At 48.6% G+C, this 15,404-nt stretch carries 15 protein-coding genes; 4 read left to right on the forward strand and 11 right to left on the reverse strand.

Annotated features, from left to right (window positions below; genetic code table 11):
- Positions 1-33: 33 nt before the first annotated feature.
- From Q1M25_RS03775 to Q1M25_RS03785, 3 genes are all read right to left on the reverse strand, one after another.
- Entirely contained in the window at positions 34-708 is a 675-nt protein-coding gene (locus Q1M25_RS03775; protein WP_300481921.1) for a hypothetical protein, read from the reverse strand.
- Between the two features lie 335 nt (positions 709-1,043).
- Positions 1,044-1,382, reverse strand: coding sequence for an iron-sulfur cluster insertion protein ErpA (gene erpA, locus Q1M25_RS03780; RefSeq protein ID WP_003680162.1), 339 nt, complete (start codon positions 1,380-1,382; stop codon positions 1,044-1,046).
- Between the two features lie 132 nt (positions 1,383-1,514).
- Positions 1,515-2,201 (reverse strand): helix-turn-helix transcriptional regulator, encoded by a 687-nt coding sequence (locus tag Q1M25_RS03785; RefSeq protein WP_003680158.1) that lies wholly within the window; start codon positions 2,199-2,201, stop codon positions 1,515-1,517.
- Between the two features lie 261 nt (positions 2,202-2,462).
- Between Q1M25_RS03785 and Q1M25_RS03790 the strand changes: the two genes are divergently transcribed.
- Entirely contained in the window at positions 2,463-2,738 is a 276-nt protein-coding gene (locus tag Q1M25_RS03790; RefSeq protein WP_003680156.1) for a hypothetical protein, read from the forward strand.
- A 76-nt stretch (positions 2,739-2,814) separates the two neighbouring features.
- Here Q1M25_RS03790 and argC read toward each other — a convergent pair whose 3' ends face one another.
- Positions 2,815-3,861 carry an N-acetyl-gamma-glutamyl-phosphate reductase gene (argC, locus tag Q1M25_RS03795; RefSeq protein WP_004518832.1) on the reverse strand — a complete coding sequence of 349 codons (1,047 nt, stop codon included), beginning with the start codon at positions 3,859-3,861 and terminating at the stop codon, positions 2,815-2,817.
- A 1,134-nt stretch (positions 3,862-4,995) separates the two neighbouring features.
- Between argC and serB the strand changes: the two genes are divergently transcribed.
- A complete protein-coding gene (serB, locus tag Q1M25_RS03800) occupies positions 4,996-5,826 on the forward strand; it encodes a phosphoserine phosphatase SerB (RefSeq protein ID WP_150536870.1) in 831 nt (276 codons plus the stop codon).
- A 70-nt stretch (positions 5,827-5,896) separates the two neighbouring features.
- Here the strand turns inward: serB and lpxH are convergent, their stop codons facing one another.
- From lpxH to rpsT, 6 genes are all read right to left on the reverse strand, one after another.
- Positions 5,897-6,604 (reverse strand): UDP-2,3-diacylglucosamine diphosphatase, encoded by a 708-nt coding sequence (gene lpxH / locus Q1M25_RS03805; protein WP_070625061.1) that lies wholly within the window; start codon positions 6,602-6,604, stop codon positions 5,897-5,899.
- Between the two features lie 155 nt (positions 6,605-6,759).
- Complete coding sequence (locus Q1M25_RS03810; RefSeq protein WP_300481930.1) at positions 6,760-8,145, reverse strand: PIG-L family deacetylase; 1,386 nt, start codon at positions 8,143-8,145, stop codon at positions 6,760-6,762.
- A gap of 239 nt (positions 8,146-8,384) precedes the next feature.
- Positions 8,385-10,193, reverse strand: a complete 1,809-nt coding sequence (gene aspS / locus Q1M25_RS03815) for an aspartate--tRNA ligase (protein ID WP_150536867.1) — start codon at positions 10,191-10,193, stop codon at positions 8,385-8,387.
- A 65-nt stretch (positions 10,194-10,258) separates the two neighbouring features.
- Entirely contained in the window at positions 10,259-10,960 is a 702-nt protein-coding gene (locus Q1M25_RS03820; protein ID WP_300481932.1) for a DUF502 domain-containing protein, read from the reverse strand.
- Between the two features lie 152 nt (positions 10,961-11,112).
- Positions 11,113-12,252, reverse strand: coding sequence for a phospholipase A (locus Q1M25_RS03825; RefSeq protein ID WP_300481935.1), 1,140 nt, complete (start codon positions 12,250-12,252; stop codon positions 11,113-11,115).
- A gap of 169 nt (positions 12,253-12,421) precedes the next feature.
- Positions 12,422-12,685: a 30S ribosomal protein S20 gene (gene rpsT / locus Q1M25_RS03830; RefSeq protein WP_002212556.1), complete on the reverse strand. Its 264-nt coding sequence runs from the start codon at positions 12,683-12,685 to the stop codon at positions 12,422-12,424.
- Between the two features lie 308 nt (positions 12,686-12,993).
- Between rpsT and Q1M25_RS03835 the strand changes: the two genes are divergently transcribed.
- Positions 12,994-14,136 carry an extracellular solute-binding protein gene (locus tag Q1M25_RS03835; protein ID WP_150536864.1) on the forward strand — a complete coding sequence of 381 codons (1,143 nt, stop codon included), beginning with the start codon at positions 12,994-12,996 and terminating at the stop codon, positions 14,134-14,136.
- A 74-nt stretch (positions 14,137-14,210) separates the two neighbouring features.
- Here Q1M25_RS03835 and Q1M25_RS03840 read toward each other — a convergent pair whose 3' ends face one another.
- Positions 14,211-14,642 (reverse strand): EamA family transporter, encoded by a 432-nt coding sequence (locus Q1M25_RS03840; protein ID WP_150536863.1) that lies wholly within the window; start codon positions 14,640-14,642, stop codon positions 14,211-14,213.
- A gap of 178 nt (positions 14,643-14,820) precedes the next feature.
- Between Q1M25_RS03840 and Q1M25_RS03845 the strand changes: the two genes are divergently transcribed.
- The coding region (locus tag Q1M25_RS03845) for a formate--tetrahydrofolate ligase (RefSeq protein WP_300481971.1) at positions 14,821-15,404 on the forward strand (584 nt) is incomplete at its 3' end.

Consider the following 15,404-nt stretch of genomic DNA (forward strand, 5'->3'; position numbering starts at 1 on the left):
TTTTTTCAGACGGCCTTAAGTTTTGAAATCAGTTTAGAAGAATTTTGCAGCGATATAGCCGAGTGCAAGCAGGCTTAAAACGGCGAATACGACGACAACCGTAAGTAGAAACCGTGTTTTCTTACTCGCTGCCAGCGCGGCCAGCTCTGGATTTTGGCCTAACTCTTCGCGTAGTTGGGATTCTAATTCGGCACGGATTTTTTTGCGCAGTTTTTTCTCTTCCTGCTCGCGTTCATATTTGAGCTTGTGGGCAATTTCGGTTTGTTTTTTATGCTCGAAAGAGATTTTTTCCTGCCATTCAATGCGCTTGCGCTGGATGGCCAGCTCATTTTTTTCTGTCAAATCAAAGTGGCAGGTTTTACATTCCTGTGCATCTAATTCGTCAATAATCGTCATGCAGACGGGGCATTGGATAGGGTCGGGAGTGTTGACTGCCAACACGGGTTCTTCTTCGACCGCTTCCAATTCCATAGACTGACGGACGATCACGTCCAAACCCAAATAGCTGAAGTAATGCTGCGCATTTTCGCGCTCGTCTTGGGTACATTTTTCGGCCACAATGGCTTGCGGACGCTCGGCCAAGGCTTGAATCAGGCTCTCGACTTCGTTTTCAGGCAGGTTGTCATACAGGCAGGCATGGATGCGCTCCCTATCCGTGTTCGGAGGATAGGAAACGTATACGTCGAAAAATTTTTCTTGTTTGCTCATTGATATCCCATGAATATTTCGACTGCGTCAACCAAATGGGTTTAGCCTAAGGTTTTGTTATTGTGTTTGAGCTGTTTTGGCTTGCGGTACGAGCCGGAACAGAGGCTGCAGTCTCAGGCAGACCAAGTACGGTTTGCCTTTGTGTCGTTAATCGGCTGGACAATGATTTTTTATTTATATGGCAATATGCATGTCCAATGTTATGTCTATTGTAGAGTAAATATTCACGCCCGATATTATTATTATAAGATAAATCCAATATTGTTTAAAATAAATTCACACAAAAGGCCGTCTGAAGATACAGACGGCCTGTTTTTTATGAAGAAACGGATTGTTTATACGGAGAAGGACGAGCCGCAACCGCAAGTCGTTTCGGCATTCGGATTGCGGATGACGAATTGAGAGCCTTGCAGGCTTTCGGTGTAGTCGATTTCCGCACCAACCAGATATTGGTAGCTCATCGGGTCGACCAAGAACGTCAGGCCGTTTTTCTGGATTTCAAAATCGTCGTCGTTTTTGATTTCATCAAAGGTAAAACCATATTGGAAGCCGGAGCAACCGCCGCCGTTGACGAATACGCGCAATTTCAAATCGGGATTGTTCTCTTCGGCGATCAGGTCGGCAACTTTGGTGCAGCAGCTGTCAGTAAAGATAATAGGGCTTTCGTCTGACATGATGTGATTCCTTTTATATGAATATTTTTACTATTGTCGCGCAAACCGTTAGTCAAGGCAAGTTTGTGCAGACAGGGTCTGCCAGCTTACATGGAGGGCATGGCAGAAATTTCAAGCACCAGTATGTCAGATTTAGATGCTTCTGCCAAACCATTCTACACGGCCGATGATGGCAACATCGTCGGTTGGGTTCTTCAAGTCGATTTCAAAAGTAGGGTAGGCCTCGTTGGCAGAAATGACGTTGACGATGCCGCCGGGTATCAGTTGCAGGCGTTTGACCAAAAGGTTTTCGTTGAGGCGCAAAACATAGAGGCCGTCGCGCGGCGTGGTTTGGCCGTGGTTGATGAGGATGGTATCGCCATCATTCAGCACGCCTTCCATCGAGTCGCCTTTGACTGAGATAACGGAAAGGTTTTTGATGTCTCGTGTCACATAATTTTCAATCCAATAGCGTCGGAACGCCATGGCGAACATGGGTTGCTCATCGCCTACGAGCTGGCCGTGTCCGGCCGCGGCTTGGATGTCGTAACGCGGTACGAAGACAAATTCGTCTATATCGACTGGATTACCCAGTGTGTCGGTTGCCGTGGCTTTTGGGGCTTCGGAATCGGGAAAGGGGGAACCTTCGCCTGTCAAAAGCCAGTCTATGCTGCAGCCTTTAAGTTGTTTGATTTTTTTTAGCGTTTCCGATTTCGGCAGGCCGCCTTCGTTCCAGATACGGCTGAATCCGGCGATAGTCATATCGATGTCGGCGGCGATTTTAGCTTGGCGGGCTTCATCTTTCCATAAGAAAGCCAGGCGGTCTTTAAAGGTATCCATGTTTATGCCTTTATGGAGGTATGTTTTTTATATGGTTTGGACGATTTGAGTGTATTTTACCTTAGTTTTTATAAAATTGTAAGAAAAAAATTACTTCATCTAAGAAAAAGTATTGCATATTCTATTTTTTCTTAGTATTATTCGTTTTGTCTTAGATAAATCGATATTTCTAATTTTCTATTCGATTTTTCTTAGTTTAATTTTATTTGGTTTAGTTTTTCTGATTTAAACCTGCTATATGATTATGATGAGAGGTGTGAAATGACTCGTTCGCGTAAAAATACTTTTTGGGTGCTGCTGGCGTTGGTACTGGGTTTTTTTGCTCTGCCTTTCGGATCTTCGGAGGCGCATGAGGCGGATGGTAATCTGACGGCTTCGGAATGCGAACGCTTGGGCAGCTTGAGTCTGGATCAGATGGACGGCAGGCTGCTGGCTTTTGCCAAAGAATGCGATATGGTGGAGGCTACCCACGATTGGGAGCAACAGTACGGCAACTTGAATGAAGAAGAAATGCTTGCCGGCGTGGTGTATGAGTAATGTTTGTGAATGAATTGATAAAGGCCGTCTGAACGATCAAAGTTTCAGACGGCCTTGTGTTTTTAATAAGGATGGCTTAAGGCATCAATGGTGCATTAGTCAGGCCGGTGGTTTCGGGTAGGCCGAACATGATGTTCATATTCTGCACGGCTTGACCGGCTGCGCCTTTGACCAAGTTGTCGATGACGGAAAGAACAATCCACACATCGTCTTGTTCGGGCGCTTTTTGAACGCTGATACGACAAAGGTTGGCGCCGCGCACGCTGCGGGTTTCAGGTGTCGAACCTGAAGGCAGGATATCGACAAAAGGACTGTCGCGGTAGTATTCGCGCAGTAAGGCTTCAGGATCGGTATGTTCTTGCAGGTGCAGATACAGGGTGGCGTGCATACCGCGTATCATTGGAACAAGGTGTGGCACGAAAATCAGGCCGTCTGAAACATGGTCTTGCAGCCCGGACAGGGTTTGTCGGATTTCAGGCAGATGGCGGTGGCCGCCGACGCCGTAGGCTTTGAAGTTGTCGCCTGCTTCGCACAATAGGGCGTGGGTGCTGGCTTTGCGGCCTGCACCGGAAACACCGGATTTACAGTCGGCAATCAGCGGCGCATTGGCTTTCAGACGGCCAGCCTGAAGCAGTGGCAATAAGGGCAGGGAAACGCAGGTGGGGTAGCAGCCCGGATTGGCCACCAGCATGGCTTTGGCGATGTCGTCTTTGTGAAGTTCGCACAAACCGTACACTGCTTGGGAAACGAGTTGCGGCGCGGCATGGGTCATTTTGTACCATTGTTCCCATGTTGAGATGTCGCGGATGCGGAAGTCGGCAGACAGGTCAATCACGCGTACGCCTTTTTCGACAAGGGACGGTGCTTCTTTCATGGCCACGCCGTTGGGTGTGGCGAAGAACACGAGGTCGCAACGGTCAAGCCCGGCATCTTCGGGCGTTTGGAATGCAAGGTCGTAAATGCCGCGCAGGCTGGGAAAGTAGTCGGCAACCGCAATACCGGCTTCGCTTCGGCTGGTGACGGCAGTGACTTCTGCGTTGGGGTGGCTGCTGAGCAGGCGTAACAATTCAACGCCTGTGTAACCGGTTGCACCGACGATACCAATTTTAATTTTTGTGGTCATGGTGTGGCTCCTTTGTAGGGATGATGATGCGTTTGATTATATAGTAATTAATTGCCGTCGGTCAGAGGTGCTTGTGCCAAGCTTTGCAATAGAGGGTTAAACAGGCTGTCTGAAATATGGCATGAATAATATTCGAGAGCGGGTTTCAGACGGCCTGAGCGTTTGGAAAACGCAGTTTGCGGTTTTATTTGTCTGTTGATTTGTGGTGGGTGTTTCGTCTTTATCCTATCCATATGAATACAAAATAAAAATGTAAAAAAATGCCCCCGGGTTGGAGGACCGGAGGCAAGTATCCAAGGAGTAGCTCTCATCAATAAGAACTAGTTACTTGGTACTATATCCCTTGTTAGGATTGAAAGCAAGCGTTTTGCACATTTTTACATTTAAATAATTTTTCATTCAAATTCAGTGAACTATCAGATAGGGATTGAATCTTGAGATGATGGTAATAGAGGGTAGGCTAAGGACAATTAAAACGGCAGGCATCAGTGATTGGGAGCAGCCATACTCTGAGCATTACTCTGATGTGTGTGTACATGGCCATATTGATTGAGTCGGTCGGGGGGGAAAGCTGAAATCTCCTGACTAACCGAGTTGAGTTAAAGTGAGGCTTTCTTCAAACTGATTGATAAAATAGCTGAAAGGCATGAAATGTGTACGCAGATGAGGAAGGGTTTGTTTTTAAATATAAATTTCTAAATCATTTATTTAATTCAATTTTGATATTGTTAAATCATCGGGCCAAAAAAAGGTTGCCATCGGAAGGGGAGCCGTTGGCAACGAATGGAGGTGGTAATGCAATGAAAGCTAGATATAAGGAGTAGTGCCAAACTAGCTATAAGTAACTATATCGAAACTGTAAGAAAAATTAACACAAGTTGCCTGTTACTGGCAAAAATTTTTAGTCGGCTTGCCTAAAATCAAATTTTTGAGTAATTGCTTGGTTAGTTGATGCAGGGATTGGTATTGGTAGCTCTGCTGAATTGTTTACAGGCCGTCTGAAAATTGCCGGGGTTGTTCGGCTATAATGCTGTTTTGGTTTTTTAAGGCTTTTGCAAAAATACGGTTTCGGGGTTTTAGGCTGAATGTGTACCCGATATGTTTGCAAAGGTTTTGGGGCATGAGGAGAATGAGATGAAGAAAGTTTTGGTGTTGCAACATGGGGATTTGGGCGCGTGCGACTGGTCGGCGTTTGGCGGTTTGGTGTCTGCACCATTAGGAAAGTCGGTATTGCGTCTGCCGGTTGATGATGATTTTGAATTGACGGACGAGATGCGGGCTGCGTTGATTGCGCAGCAGATAGATGGTGCGGTGTTGCCGGATGTGGCTTTTGCTGATTTGGGACTGATTATTAGCGATATGGATTCGACGCTGATTACGATTGAGTGTGTGGATGAGATTGCGGCCGGTGTTGGACTGAAGGATGAGGTGGCAGCGATTACGGAGCAGTCGATGCGCGGCGAGCTGGACTTTGAGCAGTCTTTGCGCAAGCGTGTGGCTTTGCTGGCCGGTTTGGACGAGTGCGTGTTGGAAGAAGTGTACGAGAATGTGTTGCAGCTGTCGCCGGGCGCGGAATTTTTGTTGGAAGAGTGTAAACGGAATGATGTGAAGTTTATGCTGGTGTCGGGCGGATTTACGTTCTTTACGGAACGCCTACAACGGCGTTTGGGCTTGGATTTCTATTTTGCGAATGTGTTGGAAGTGGAAAACGGCAAGCTGACAGGCCGTCTGAAAGGGCGGATTATCGATGCGCAGGCTAAGACGGATTTGTTGCGTGAATACCGTGAACGTCTGGGTTTGGCTCCGTGGCAGGTGGTGGCGATGGGTGATGGTGCGAACGATATTCCGATGATACGAGAGGCGGGATTCGGCATTGCTTATCGGGCGAAACCGAAAACTGAAGCGAATGCGGATGCGTGTGTGCGCTTTGGTGGTTTGGAACGGATACGCGGTTGGTTTGCGTAAACGGTTTGAGGATGTTTGTCAGTCAGGCCGTCTGAACAATCGGGAAACCGGTTTCAGACGGCCTGATGTTTTATAAGGCGATAAAACGGTAACCTTCGGCATCGACTTCGAGAATGGAGGCGTAATTGTCGCGCCAGTCGCCGAGTACGATACGGGTGTAATCGGCGTTGCGGTGGATGTTTTCGCGGTGGGTATGGCCGTGGATGAGCAGGGGCGTGTGGAAGCGTTGGACGGTTTCGTGGGTAAAGGCCGGATTGACGTCCATGATGTCGGCGGTTTTGTGTTGTTTGTCCTGTTTACTCTGCTTGCGGATTTTGGTGGCGATGTTTAGCCGGAGTGTGAGCGGCAAAAGCAGGAACAGGCGTTGCAGCCATTTTTGATGGACGGTACGGCGGAATTTTTGATAAGAATGGTCGTCGGTGCAAAGGGTGTCGCCGTGACAGAGTAGGGTGGGTGTGCCGAACAGGTCGATCACAGCGTACTCGGGCAGTAAGGTCATGCCGGTATCGCGGGCGAAGGTTTTGCCGATGAGGAAGTCGCGGTTGCCATGGATAAAATAGCAGGCGATGCCGCGCTCGGTCAGGCCGCGGATAGTTTGTTTGATGGTTTGAACCAAAGGGCTGTTTTCGTCATCGCCGATCCAAAAATCGAAAAGGTCGCCAAGAATGTATACGGCTTGGGCGTGGACGGCTTTTTCTTGCATAAATTTTTGGAAGAGTGCGGTCAGCTGAGGATGGGATTCGCTCAGGTGCAAATCGGCGATGAAGTAAATCGGCATGATGATGTGGGGCGTATGGGAAGGGTTTTATTATAACTTGGGTTGCCGCGTTTGGATTTGGGCTTGGTGTTTTTCGTTTGTAATGCAGTGATTTTATTGTTTTGATTTGGTGTGATAAAGGCCGTCTGAAACATCTTTTCAGACGGCCTTTTGGTTTATTGGGCTTTGCCCTGATAAGTGATTTGTTTCAGCGTATCTTCTTGGTACAAGTCGCTGATGAGGACGGTATAGAAGAATTCGTTGCTACGGACAAAGCGGTTGACCAAGTCTTTGTCGAGATGGAGGACGTGGTGTCGCAGTTTGTTTAGGCCTTTGAATATCATGGTGCTCCAACGCATATAGCCGTCTGAATTAGGGCGGATGTCGTTCATGGCGTCAAGGGCGAGGAGTTTGCGGTTTTGCTCTTCTTTATCCAAAGGATGGGAATAGATGCTTTGGAAGTAAAACGGTTGCTCGGAGGATGGCGGCAGGCTGAGGGAGGAACCTACTTTGCCGATAGGGAAGTCGTCGCTCAGATAATGTATGGTGTGTAAAAACAGATTGCCACGGCGGTAATCGATTTTGCGTAGGGCTTCGATGGCGGCCAGCGCAGTATGTTGGTGGTCGGGATGCGCATCAATATTGGGGGACGGCGATACGATAATATCCGGCTGGAACGTTTCTATCAGATAGCCAAGGTTATCCACTAAGCTGGTCCAAGTCGAGCCGGGTTTGAGGTGCTTCGCCAATGAGGAGGTATTGGCACGGCGAAAAATATCGACATCGGCTGTATCGATTTTGGTCGATTTAATCTCTTTTTCCGGATTTTGGCGCATGGCGGTCAATGTGCTGTCGAAGTAGCCCAGTTGCAGGATGTTTTCAGACGGCACGCCGGCCAAAAGGGGAACGGTCAGGCTGTTCCAAACGCGCATCCGGCCTTTTTGCAGATATTGTGCCTGAGTATCGCAGTCGCATGTGCTGTAAAGATTGCCATAGTGAAAGCTGCCGCCTTCGCTGGCGGTTAAAGTGCAGATCATTGAATTGGCCGCGTGTTTTTCGTACAAACCGTATGCGCTGAGTTCGGCATCGTCAGCATGAGGCGCGAGGACAAGGATTTTTTTGCCGTCTAGGTTTTCACGTGGATAAACAGAGAGTTCGATTTCTTGGTCGGGCAAGGACAGGTATTTGCCTTCCAAGCGGACAGTTTTGTCGCTGTCGGAGAAGGTGTCGCTCAGATTGATATAGCGCACGCCTTTTGCGCCGTATTCGAAATATTGCTTCCATTTGCCTTTGGATGAAATGGTTTCGACAAAAGGCAAGAACAACAGTCCCATCCAGTTGGACTTGATGCGGATTTTGGCAATGACGGTATCTTGCCCACTGATAGTGGCGGGCAAAGTCAGGCTGCCGCCTTTGAGGGTAGTATGCGCGGTAGAGGGGAGGGAGGGATAGTTATAGTCTTGGTGTGTGTTATAGGCAAACTGTTTTTTGTGAATAATTGAAGTAATAATAAACAACAAAATAAAAAAAGTCAGTATCAGCCCCGTCAGTATCAGAAACATTGTTTGGTTCCTTTATTGTTGTAACAGTCATGATAGTGCTTGTGGAGCTTATTTGTTTGTTTTTCTTACAAACGGTTGTTTTTTATACTCTAACGTCATTAAAGTGAACGTTTAAAATAAAACAGTTTATGAGTTGATTATATATAAACGACTAAAATACAGAAAGGCCGTCTGAAAAGTTTGAAAGAAATTTCAAAAATTTCAGACGGCCTTGATATTTTAAAGGTTAAGCCGATAAATTATGCTTCTTTCGTTTCAACTGCTTTCTGACGCAGGCGCAGGCTCAATTCGCGAAGTTGTTTGTCGTCGACCACATTAGGTGCATTGGTCAGCAGACATTGTGCACGTTGTGTTTTCGGGAAGGCAATCACATCGCGGATGGATTCGGCACCGGTCATCAGCGTTACCAGACGGTCGAGGCCGAATGCAAGGCCGCCGTGAGGAGGCGCACCGAATTTCAGGTTGTCCAAGAGGAAGCCGAATTTCTCTTGTTGCTCTTCAGGGCTGATTTTCAGCGCGGCAAACACTTTCTCTTGTACGTCTGCACGGTGGATACGGATAGAGCCACCGCCGATTTCCCAGCCGTTCAATACCATATCGTAGGCACGGGCCAGGCAGTTTGCAGGGTCGGAGACCATCAGGTCTTCATGGCCTTCTTTAGGCGCCGTAAACGGATGGTGTACGGCAACGTAGCGGTCGGCTTCTTCGTCGTATTCGAACATTGGGAAATCGACAACCCACAAAGGTTTCCATTCGTCTACGAAGTAGCCGTTGTCTTTGCCGTGTTCCAAGCCGACTTTGATACGCAATGCGCCGATGGCTTCGTTCACGACTTTGGTTTTGTCTGCACCGAAGAAGATAATATCGCCATTTTGTGCGCCGGTACGCTCGATGATTTCTTTCAGGGCGTTTTCGGACAGGAATTTCACGATTGGAGATTGCAGGCCGCTGTCTTCGCCGTTGGAAAGGTTGCTGACATCGTTTACTTTGATGTATGCCAGACCTTTTGCGCCGTAGATGCCGACAAATTTGGTGTATTCGTCGATTTCTTTGCGGCTGAATTTCGCGCCGTTCGGTACGCGCAGAGCAACTACGCGGCCGCCTTTCATGTCGGCGGCGCCACGGAAGACTTTGAATTCTTCCGTTTTCATCAGGTCGGTCAACTCGGTAAATTTCAAGTTGATGCGCATATCCGGTTTGTCAGAGCCGTAGTAGAACATGGCTTCAGAGTAAGGCATGCGTGGGAAGTCGCCCAAATCTACGTTTAAAGCATCTTTGAAGACTTGTTTGGCCATGCCTTCGGTGATGTCCATGATTTCATCCTCGTTCAGGAACGAGGTTTCCAAGTCGATTTGAGTGAATTCAGGTTGGCGGTCGGCACGCAAGTCTTCATCACGGAAACATTTGGTAATTTGGTAGTAACGGTCGAAACCGGCCACCATCAGCAATTGTTTGAACAATTGTGGAGATTGCGGCAGAGCGAAGAATTCGCCCGGATGAACGCGGCTTGGTACGAGGTAGTCGCGTGCGCCTTCCGGAGTAGAGCGGGTCAGCATCGGTGTTTCAATGTCGATGAAGCCTTGCGCGTCCAAGTAGCGGCGAACGCCCATGGCCACTTGATAACGCAGGCGCAGGTTGCGTTGCATGGTGGGACGGCGCAAGTCGATAACGCGGTTGGTCAGGCGAACGTTTTCGCTGATGTTTTCATCGTCGATTTGGAACGGAGGCGTAGCGGCAGCGTTCAAGACTTCGATTTCTTTGGCAAGGATTTCGATTTTGCCGGAAATCATTTTGTCGTTGGTTGTACCTTCTGGACGGTTGCGTACGCGGCCGGTAATGCTTAAAACGTATTCGTTGCGGGAAGAGTCGGCAGCGGCAAATGCTTCCGGAGTATCAGGGTCGATAACGACTTGAACGATGCCTTCGCGGTCGCGCAGGTCGATAAAAATCACACCGCCGTGGTCGCGTCGGCGGTGTACCCAGCCTTTGACGGTAACGGTTTGGTCTAAGTATTGCTCGCTGATAAGGCCGCAATAGTTGGTACGCATAAAATCACCTTTTTATATTGTTCAATTTGAAAAGAAGGAAAGGCCGTCTGAAAAAAAAGAAGACCTTAATTGTTGTGTTCGGTATCACCGTCTTCAGACGGCTTTTGGGCGGGTAGGGCTTTAACCGGTAAGTCGTCCGGCATCACCATGCCCAGTGAAATTACATATTTCAATGCCTGATCCACACTCATGTCCAGCTCGCGAACGTCGCTTTTTTTAACCATGATGTAATAGCCGCCGGTCGGGTTGGGCGTGGTTGGGACGTAAACGGAAATATAGTCGTCGTCTTGCGGCAGGCTGCCTTTGAGTTTAGTGGGGATATGGCCGGAAACAAAGGCTATCGTCCAAATGCCCGGTTGCGGAAAGGGAACCAGTACGGGGGTTTTGAACGAGCGGCTGCTGTCGGAGAGCAGGGATTCGGAAACTTTTTTAACGCTGGAGTAGATGGATTTAACGACGGGAATGCGTCCTAAAAGGCTGTCCCATGCGCCGAGAATCCGTCTGCCCAATACGTTGGCGGCGAATACGCCGGTAACGAACAAGACGACTGTGGCGGCAACAATGCCCAAGCCGGGAATGTTGAACCCCCAGAAATGCTGGGGCTGCCAGCTTTCCGGTAATAGGTTGATCAGTCTGTCGGCGGCGGAGATGATGTAGCTCATCGCCCAGATGGTTACGGCAATCGGCAACCAAACCAGCACGCCTGTAATCAGGTATTTCTTTAAAGCCTTGGCGATTTTTCCGCTTTCGGCTGCGGCTTCTGTCATCTTTGTTTCATTCCGGCAAGTTTTGCCCAAACTTTGCATTATACGCGTTTGGACGCTAGGAAACGAGTATTTTAAACGAATGGCTTGTTTTGTTTTATTGTTTCAGACGGCCGCCTTGATTGCAAAGGCCGTCTGAAACAATATGGGGTTATTTAGATGCCGTCCCAGTCGTTGAACATCAGGCCGAAGCCGATGCCGTTTTGTTTGTGGTTGTAGTCAATCAAGCTTTCGCCGTAGCCGTGGAAGCCGCGGACAACGCCTTTGAGTTTGCCTTTGATGGGGAAAGTATAGGCTGCTTCAACGGCACCGCGTCCGCTTTTCGGATTGTAACGCAGGACGGAATAAACATTTTGTTTGTCATTGAAGCGGTATTGGACTTTTAAGTCGCCGTAACCCATGTATTTGTTGATGTCCGGATTATCGTCGTCTTCTCCTTTTTGGTCGAAGGCGCGCATCCAAACCCTAGGAATGACGGTCAGCTTGCCCCATTCCATGCCGGCCATGGCGTAAACTCGGTTCCATGAGCGTGATTCGGGGCGGCTTTGACCGTTGGACTGGTGAACAAAACCTGCGCCGACCATGCGCAGTTTGCCGCCGAAAGGCAGGTCTGCTTTAACGGGTTGGGTAATGAAGATTTCGGGCTCGTAGTCGGTATTGCGGAACGGAGCGGATTTGCGGCCTTGGTTGAAGATTTGCCAGTCGGATTTTTGGGTGTAGCCAAACCATACGTCGGCACGGGTTTTGAATAAATCTTCGGTAATCTTGCTTTTGAAGGAAACCTGCATTTTAGTTTCGAGACGTTTTTGCTCGCTGAATTTTTCCTGTGTGGTTACGCCGCGGCTGGGGGATTCCGGGTAATAGTTGGGGCTGCTGTTGTACCAAACGGGCATGAGGTACATAGGGTTATGCTCGCGTACGCTCAATAGGCCGCGTGTGTCGTTTTTATCCAAATCGTACATCAGGCTTAAAGGCGTGTAGCTGTCGGTAGTTTCGCTTAATACGTCGTCTGAAATATTCGGATGGGTAGGGTTGTCGAATACGATGGCCGCTTCTTTTTTCTCAATGCTCTTGCGCACGCTTTTTTCGAGGTCAACCGGTGTTTTGGCGGTTTCGGTTTGCGCTTGCGGCAGTGGGGATTGAGGAGGGAATTGCGCCGAGTAGATGTTGTCGTAACACGCCAAACGGGTGGCGTTGTCTTGAATGGTGGTGCAGTGTAGGGCGGTATCGGCGGCAGCCAGTGGGGCGGCGACAATGAATCCGATACTTAGGGAATGTTTCAACATCTTGTTCATGAGAGTTTCCGTTGTTTTTCAGACGGCCTGATGAAAGGGTAAATGGTTTTGTTTAGTCGGTTTGGGCGGTGAATACGGCAATGCCCCTGAAAGGCAGGACCTCAGGGGCATTGTATCAGCTCGATTCATCCTGCTTTGGTTGTCAGGATTTTCGGCATCTGCGTCAGTATTAAGCCAAAGCTTTTACTTTAGCAGACAGACGGCTTTTGTGACGGGCTGCTTTGTTTTTGTGGAATACGCCTTTGTCAGCGATACGGTCGATGACTTTAACGGATTCTTGGTAAACTGCTTGAGCAGCAGCTTTGTCGCCGGCTTCAACTGCTTTCAACACTTTTTTCACAGCGGTACGGAATGCAGTACGCAGGCTGGCGTTGTGGGCGCGTTGTTTAACCGACTGGCGGGCACGTTTGCGGGCTTGTGCGCTGTTTGCCATATTGAATATCTCCTGAAAAATAAATTCTGTAAACGCGCAATTTTAAAGACAGATTTCCTTGTATGCAAGCTTTTTCTCTATAAACGCGCGCAAATCAGCCGTATTTTGCCCAAAAACGACAGCCGGTGCAACGCTTTTGGGAAAAAGATGATGTTGCTTTGCCTTATTTCAATAAAAATCAGATGGATATTGCTTTTCGTTTGCTTACGTTTCCATTACAATAGCCTAACTCTGCGCCGGGGTGTTTATGGGGTGCAGGGTTTCTTATTTATTGACATTAACCACTCTTTCATCAGGAATCTGCCCGTATGAAAAAATCTGTATTAGCCGTATTGGCCGCATTGTCTTTGGCCGCGTGCGGCGGTGGCGAGAAAAAAGCCGAGCAACCTCAAGCAGGCAGCACGCCTGCTGCCAATGCCGAGGCAGCCGCTACCGATACTTTGAATATCTACAACTGGTCAAACTACGTTGACGAAAGTACAGTCGAAGACTTCAAAAAAGCCAATAATTTGAAGCTGACTTATGATTTGTATGAAAACAACGAAACGCTGGAAGCCAAAATGCTGACCGGTAAATCCGGCTATGACTTGGTTGTACCCGGTATTGCCTTCCTGCCACGTCAAATTGAGGCAGGTGCGTACCAAAAAATCAATAAGGATCTGATTCCGAACTACAAAAACATCGACCCTGAATTGCTGAAGATGTTGGAAACCGCCGACCCGGGCAATCAATACGCCGTTCCATACTTCTCAGGTGTGAATACGATTGCGATTACGGCGAAGGGCAAGGAGCTTTTGGGTGGAAAATTGCCTGAAAACGGCTGGGATTTGCTGTTTAAACCTGAATACACTAACAAGCTGAAATCTTGCGGCATCGCTTTGTGGGATACACCGAGCGAAATGTTCCCAATCTTGTTGAACTACTTGGGTAAAGATCCTAAAGGCTCGAATCCTGAAGATTTGAAAGCGGCGGCGGAAGTGTTGAAGTCTATCCGTCCTGATGTAAAACGTTTCAGCCCTTCCATCATTGACGAATTGGCACGCGGCGACATCTGCTTGGCGGCAGGTAATGGCGGCGACTTGAACTTGGCCAAAGCGCGTTCTGAAGAAGTGAAAAATAATGTCGGCATTGAGGTGTTGACGCCGAAAGGCATGGGCTTCTGGATCGAATCTTGGCTGATTCCGGCCGATGCGAAAAACATCGTCAATGCCCACAAATACATCAACTACACACTTGATCCCGAAGTGGCTGCGAAAAACGGTATCGCCGTAACCTTCGCACCGGCCAGCAAACCTGCACGCGAAAAAATGCCTGCCGAGCTGGTGAACACACGTTCTATTTTCCCGAACGAGCAAGACATGAAAGACGGTTTCGTCATGCCTCAAATGAGCGCAGATGCGAAAAAACTGTCTGTCAACTTGTGGCAAAAAATCAAAGTCGGTTCAAATTAATTGTGAGCTGATTGTTTGAAGCAAAGCAAAGGCCGTCTGAAATTTTTCAGACGGCCTTTTTGATCTTCCAATCTTTATCGCTTCAAAGCTAAAGTCAATACGCCTGCGGTTACCAAACCTAAGCCTATCCATTCCTGCGTGCTTGGGCGTTCGTCTAAGAAAACGACGGCCATCAGGGCGACCAAGACCAGGCTGAATTTGTCGACGGGTGCGACTTGTGAGGCGTTGCCCAGTTGCAGGGCTTTGAAGTAGGCAAGCCAAGAGGCGCCGGTAGCGAGGCCGGATAGGATGAGGAATATCCAGTTGCGGTCGGTAAAGCCGTTCACACCCTGCCATTTGCCGGTGTAGGTTAAAAACAATACTAAAGCGGCGAGGATGACCAAGGTGCGGATAAAGGTGGCGAAATCCGAATCTATGCCCTGTAAACCCATTTTGGCGAAAATGGCGGTCAATGAGGCGAAGCCTGCCGATGCCAATGCCCAAAACAGCCATGCGTTGCTGCTCATGTTTTATTCCTTTGTTTCAAATTGTTGACAATATGAATCCGCTTGTTGATGAAATATCGAAATTTTCACTGCGGTTTGTCTTTGGAAAACGCTATAATAGAACTAATATTCTTTTTCTTCCAGCCGTCTCTATTATATTGTTTCAGACGGCCTTTCCCTCTCTCAATAAAGGAAAATCATGAGCTTCAAAACCGATGCTGAAATTGCCCAGTCTTCCACCATGCGCCCGATTGGTGAAATTGCCGCCAAGCTGGGTTTGAACGTTGACAACATCGAGCCCTATGGCCATTACAAAGCCAAAATCAATCCTGCCGAGGCATTCAAGCTGCCGCAAAAACAAGGCCGTCTGATTTTGGTTACCGCCATTAATCCGACTCCTGCGGGTGAGGGTAAAACCACTGTAACCATCGGTTTGGCGGACGCATTGCGCCATATCGGCAAAGACTCGGTTATCGCCCTGCGCGAGCCTTCTTTGGGTCCGGTGTTTGGTGTTAAAGGCGGCGCGGCAGGCGGCGGCTATGCCCAAGTTTTGCCGATGGAAGACATCAACCTGCACTTCACCGGCGACTTCCACGCCATCGGCGCGGCGAATAACCTGCTCGCCGCCATGCTCGACAACCATATCTATCAAGGCAATGAGTTGAACATCGATCCGAAACGCGTGCTGTGGCGTCGCGTGGTTGATATGAACGATCGTCAGTTGCGCAACATCATCGACGGTATGGGCAAACCTGTTGACGGCGTGATGCGTCCTGACGGTTT

The sequence above is a fragment of the uncultured Neisseria sp. genome, from assembly GCF_951230505.1.
Taxonomy (GTDB): domain Bacteria; phylum Pseudomonadota; class Gammaproteobacteria; order Burkholderiales; family Neisseriaceae; genus Neisseria.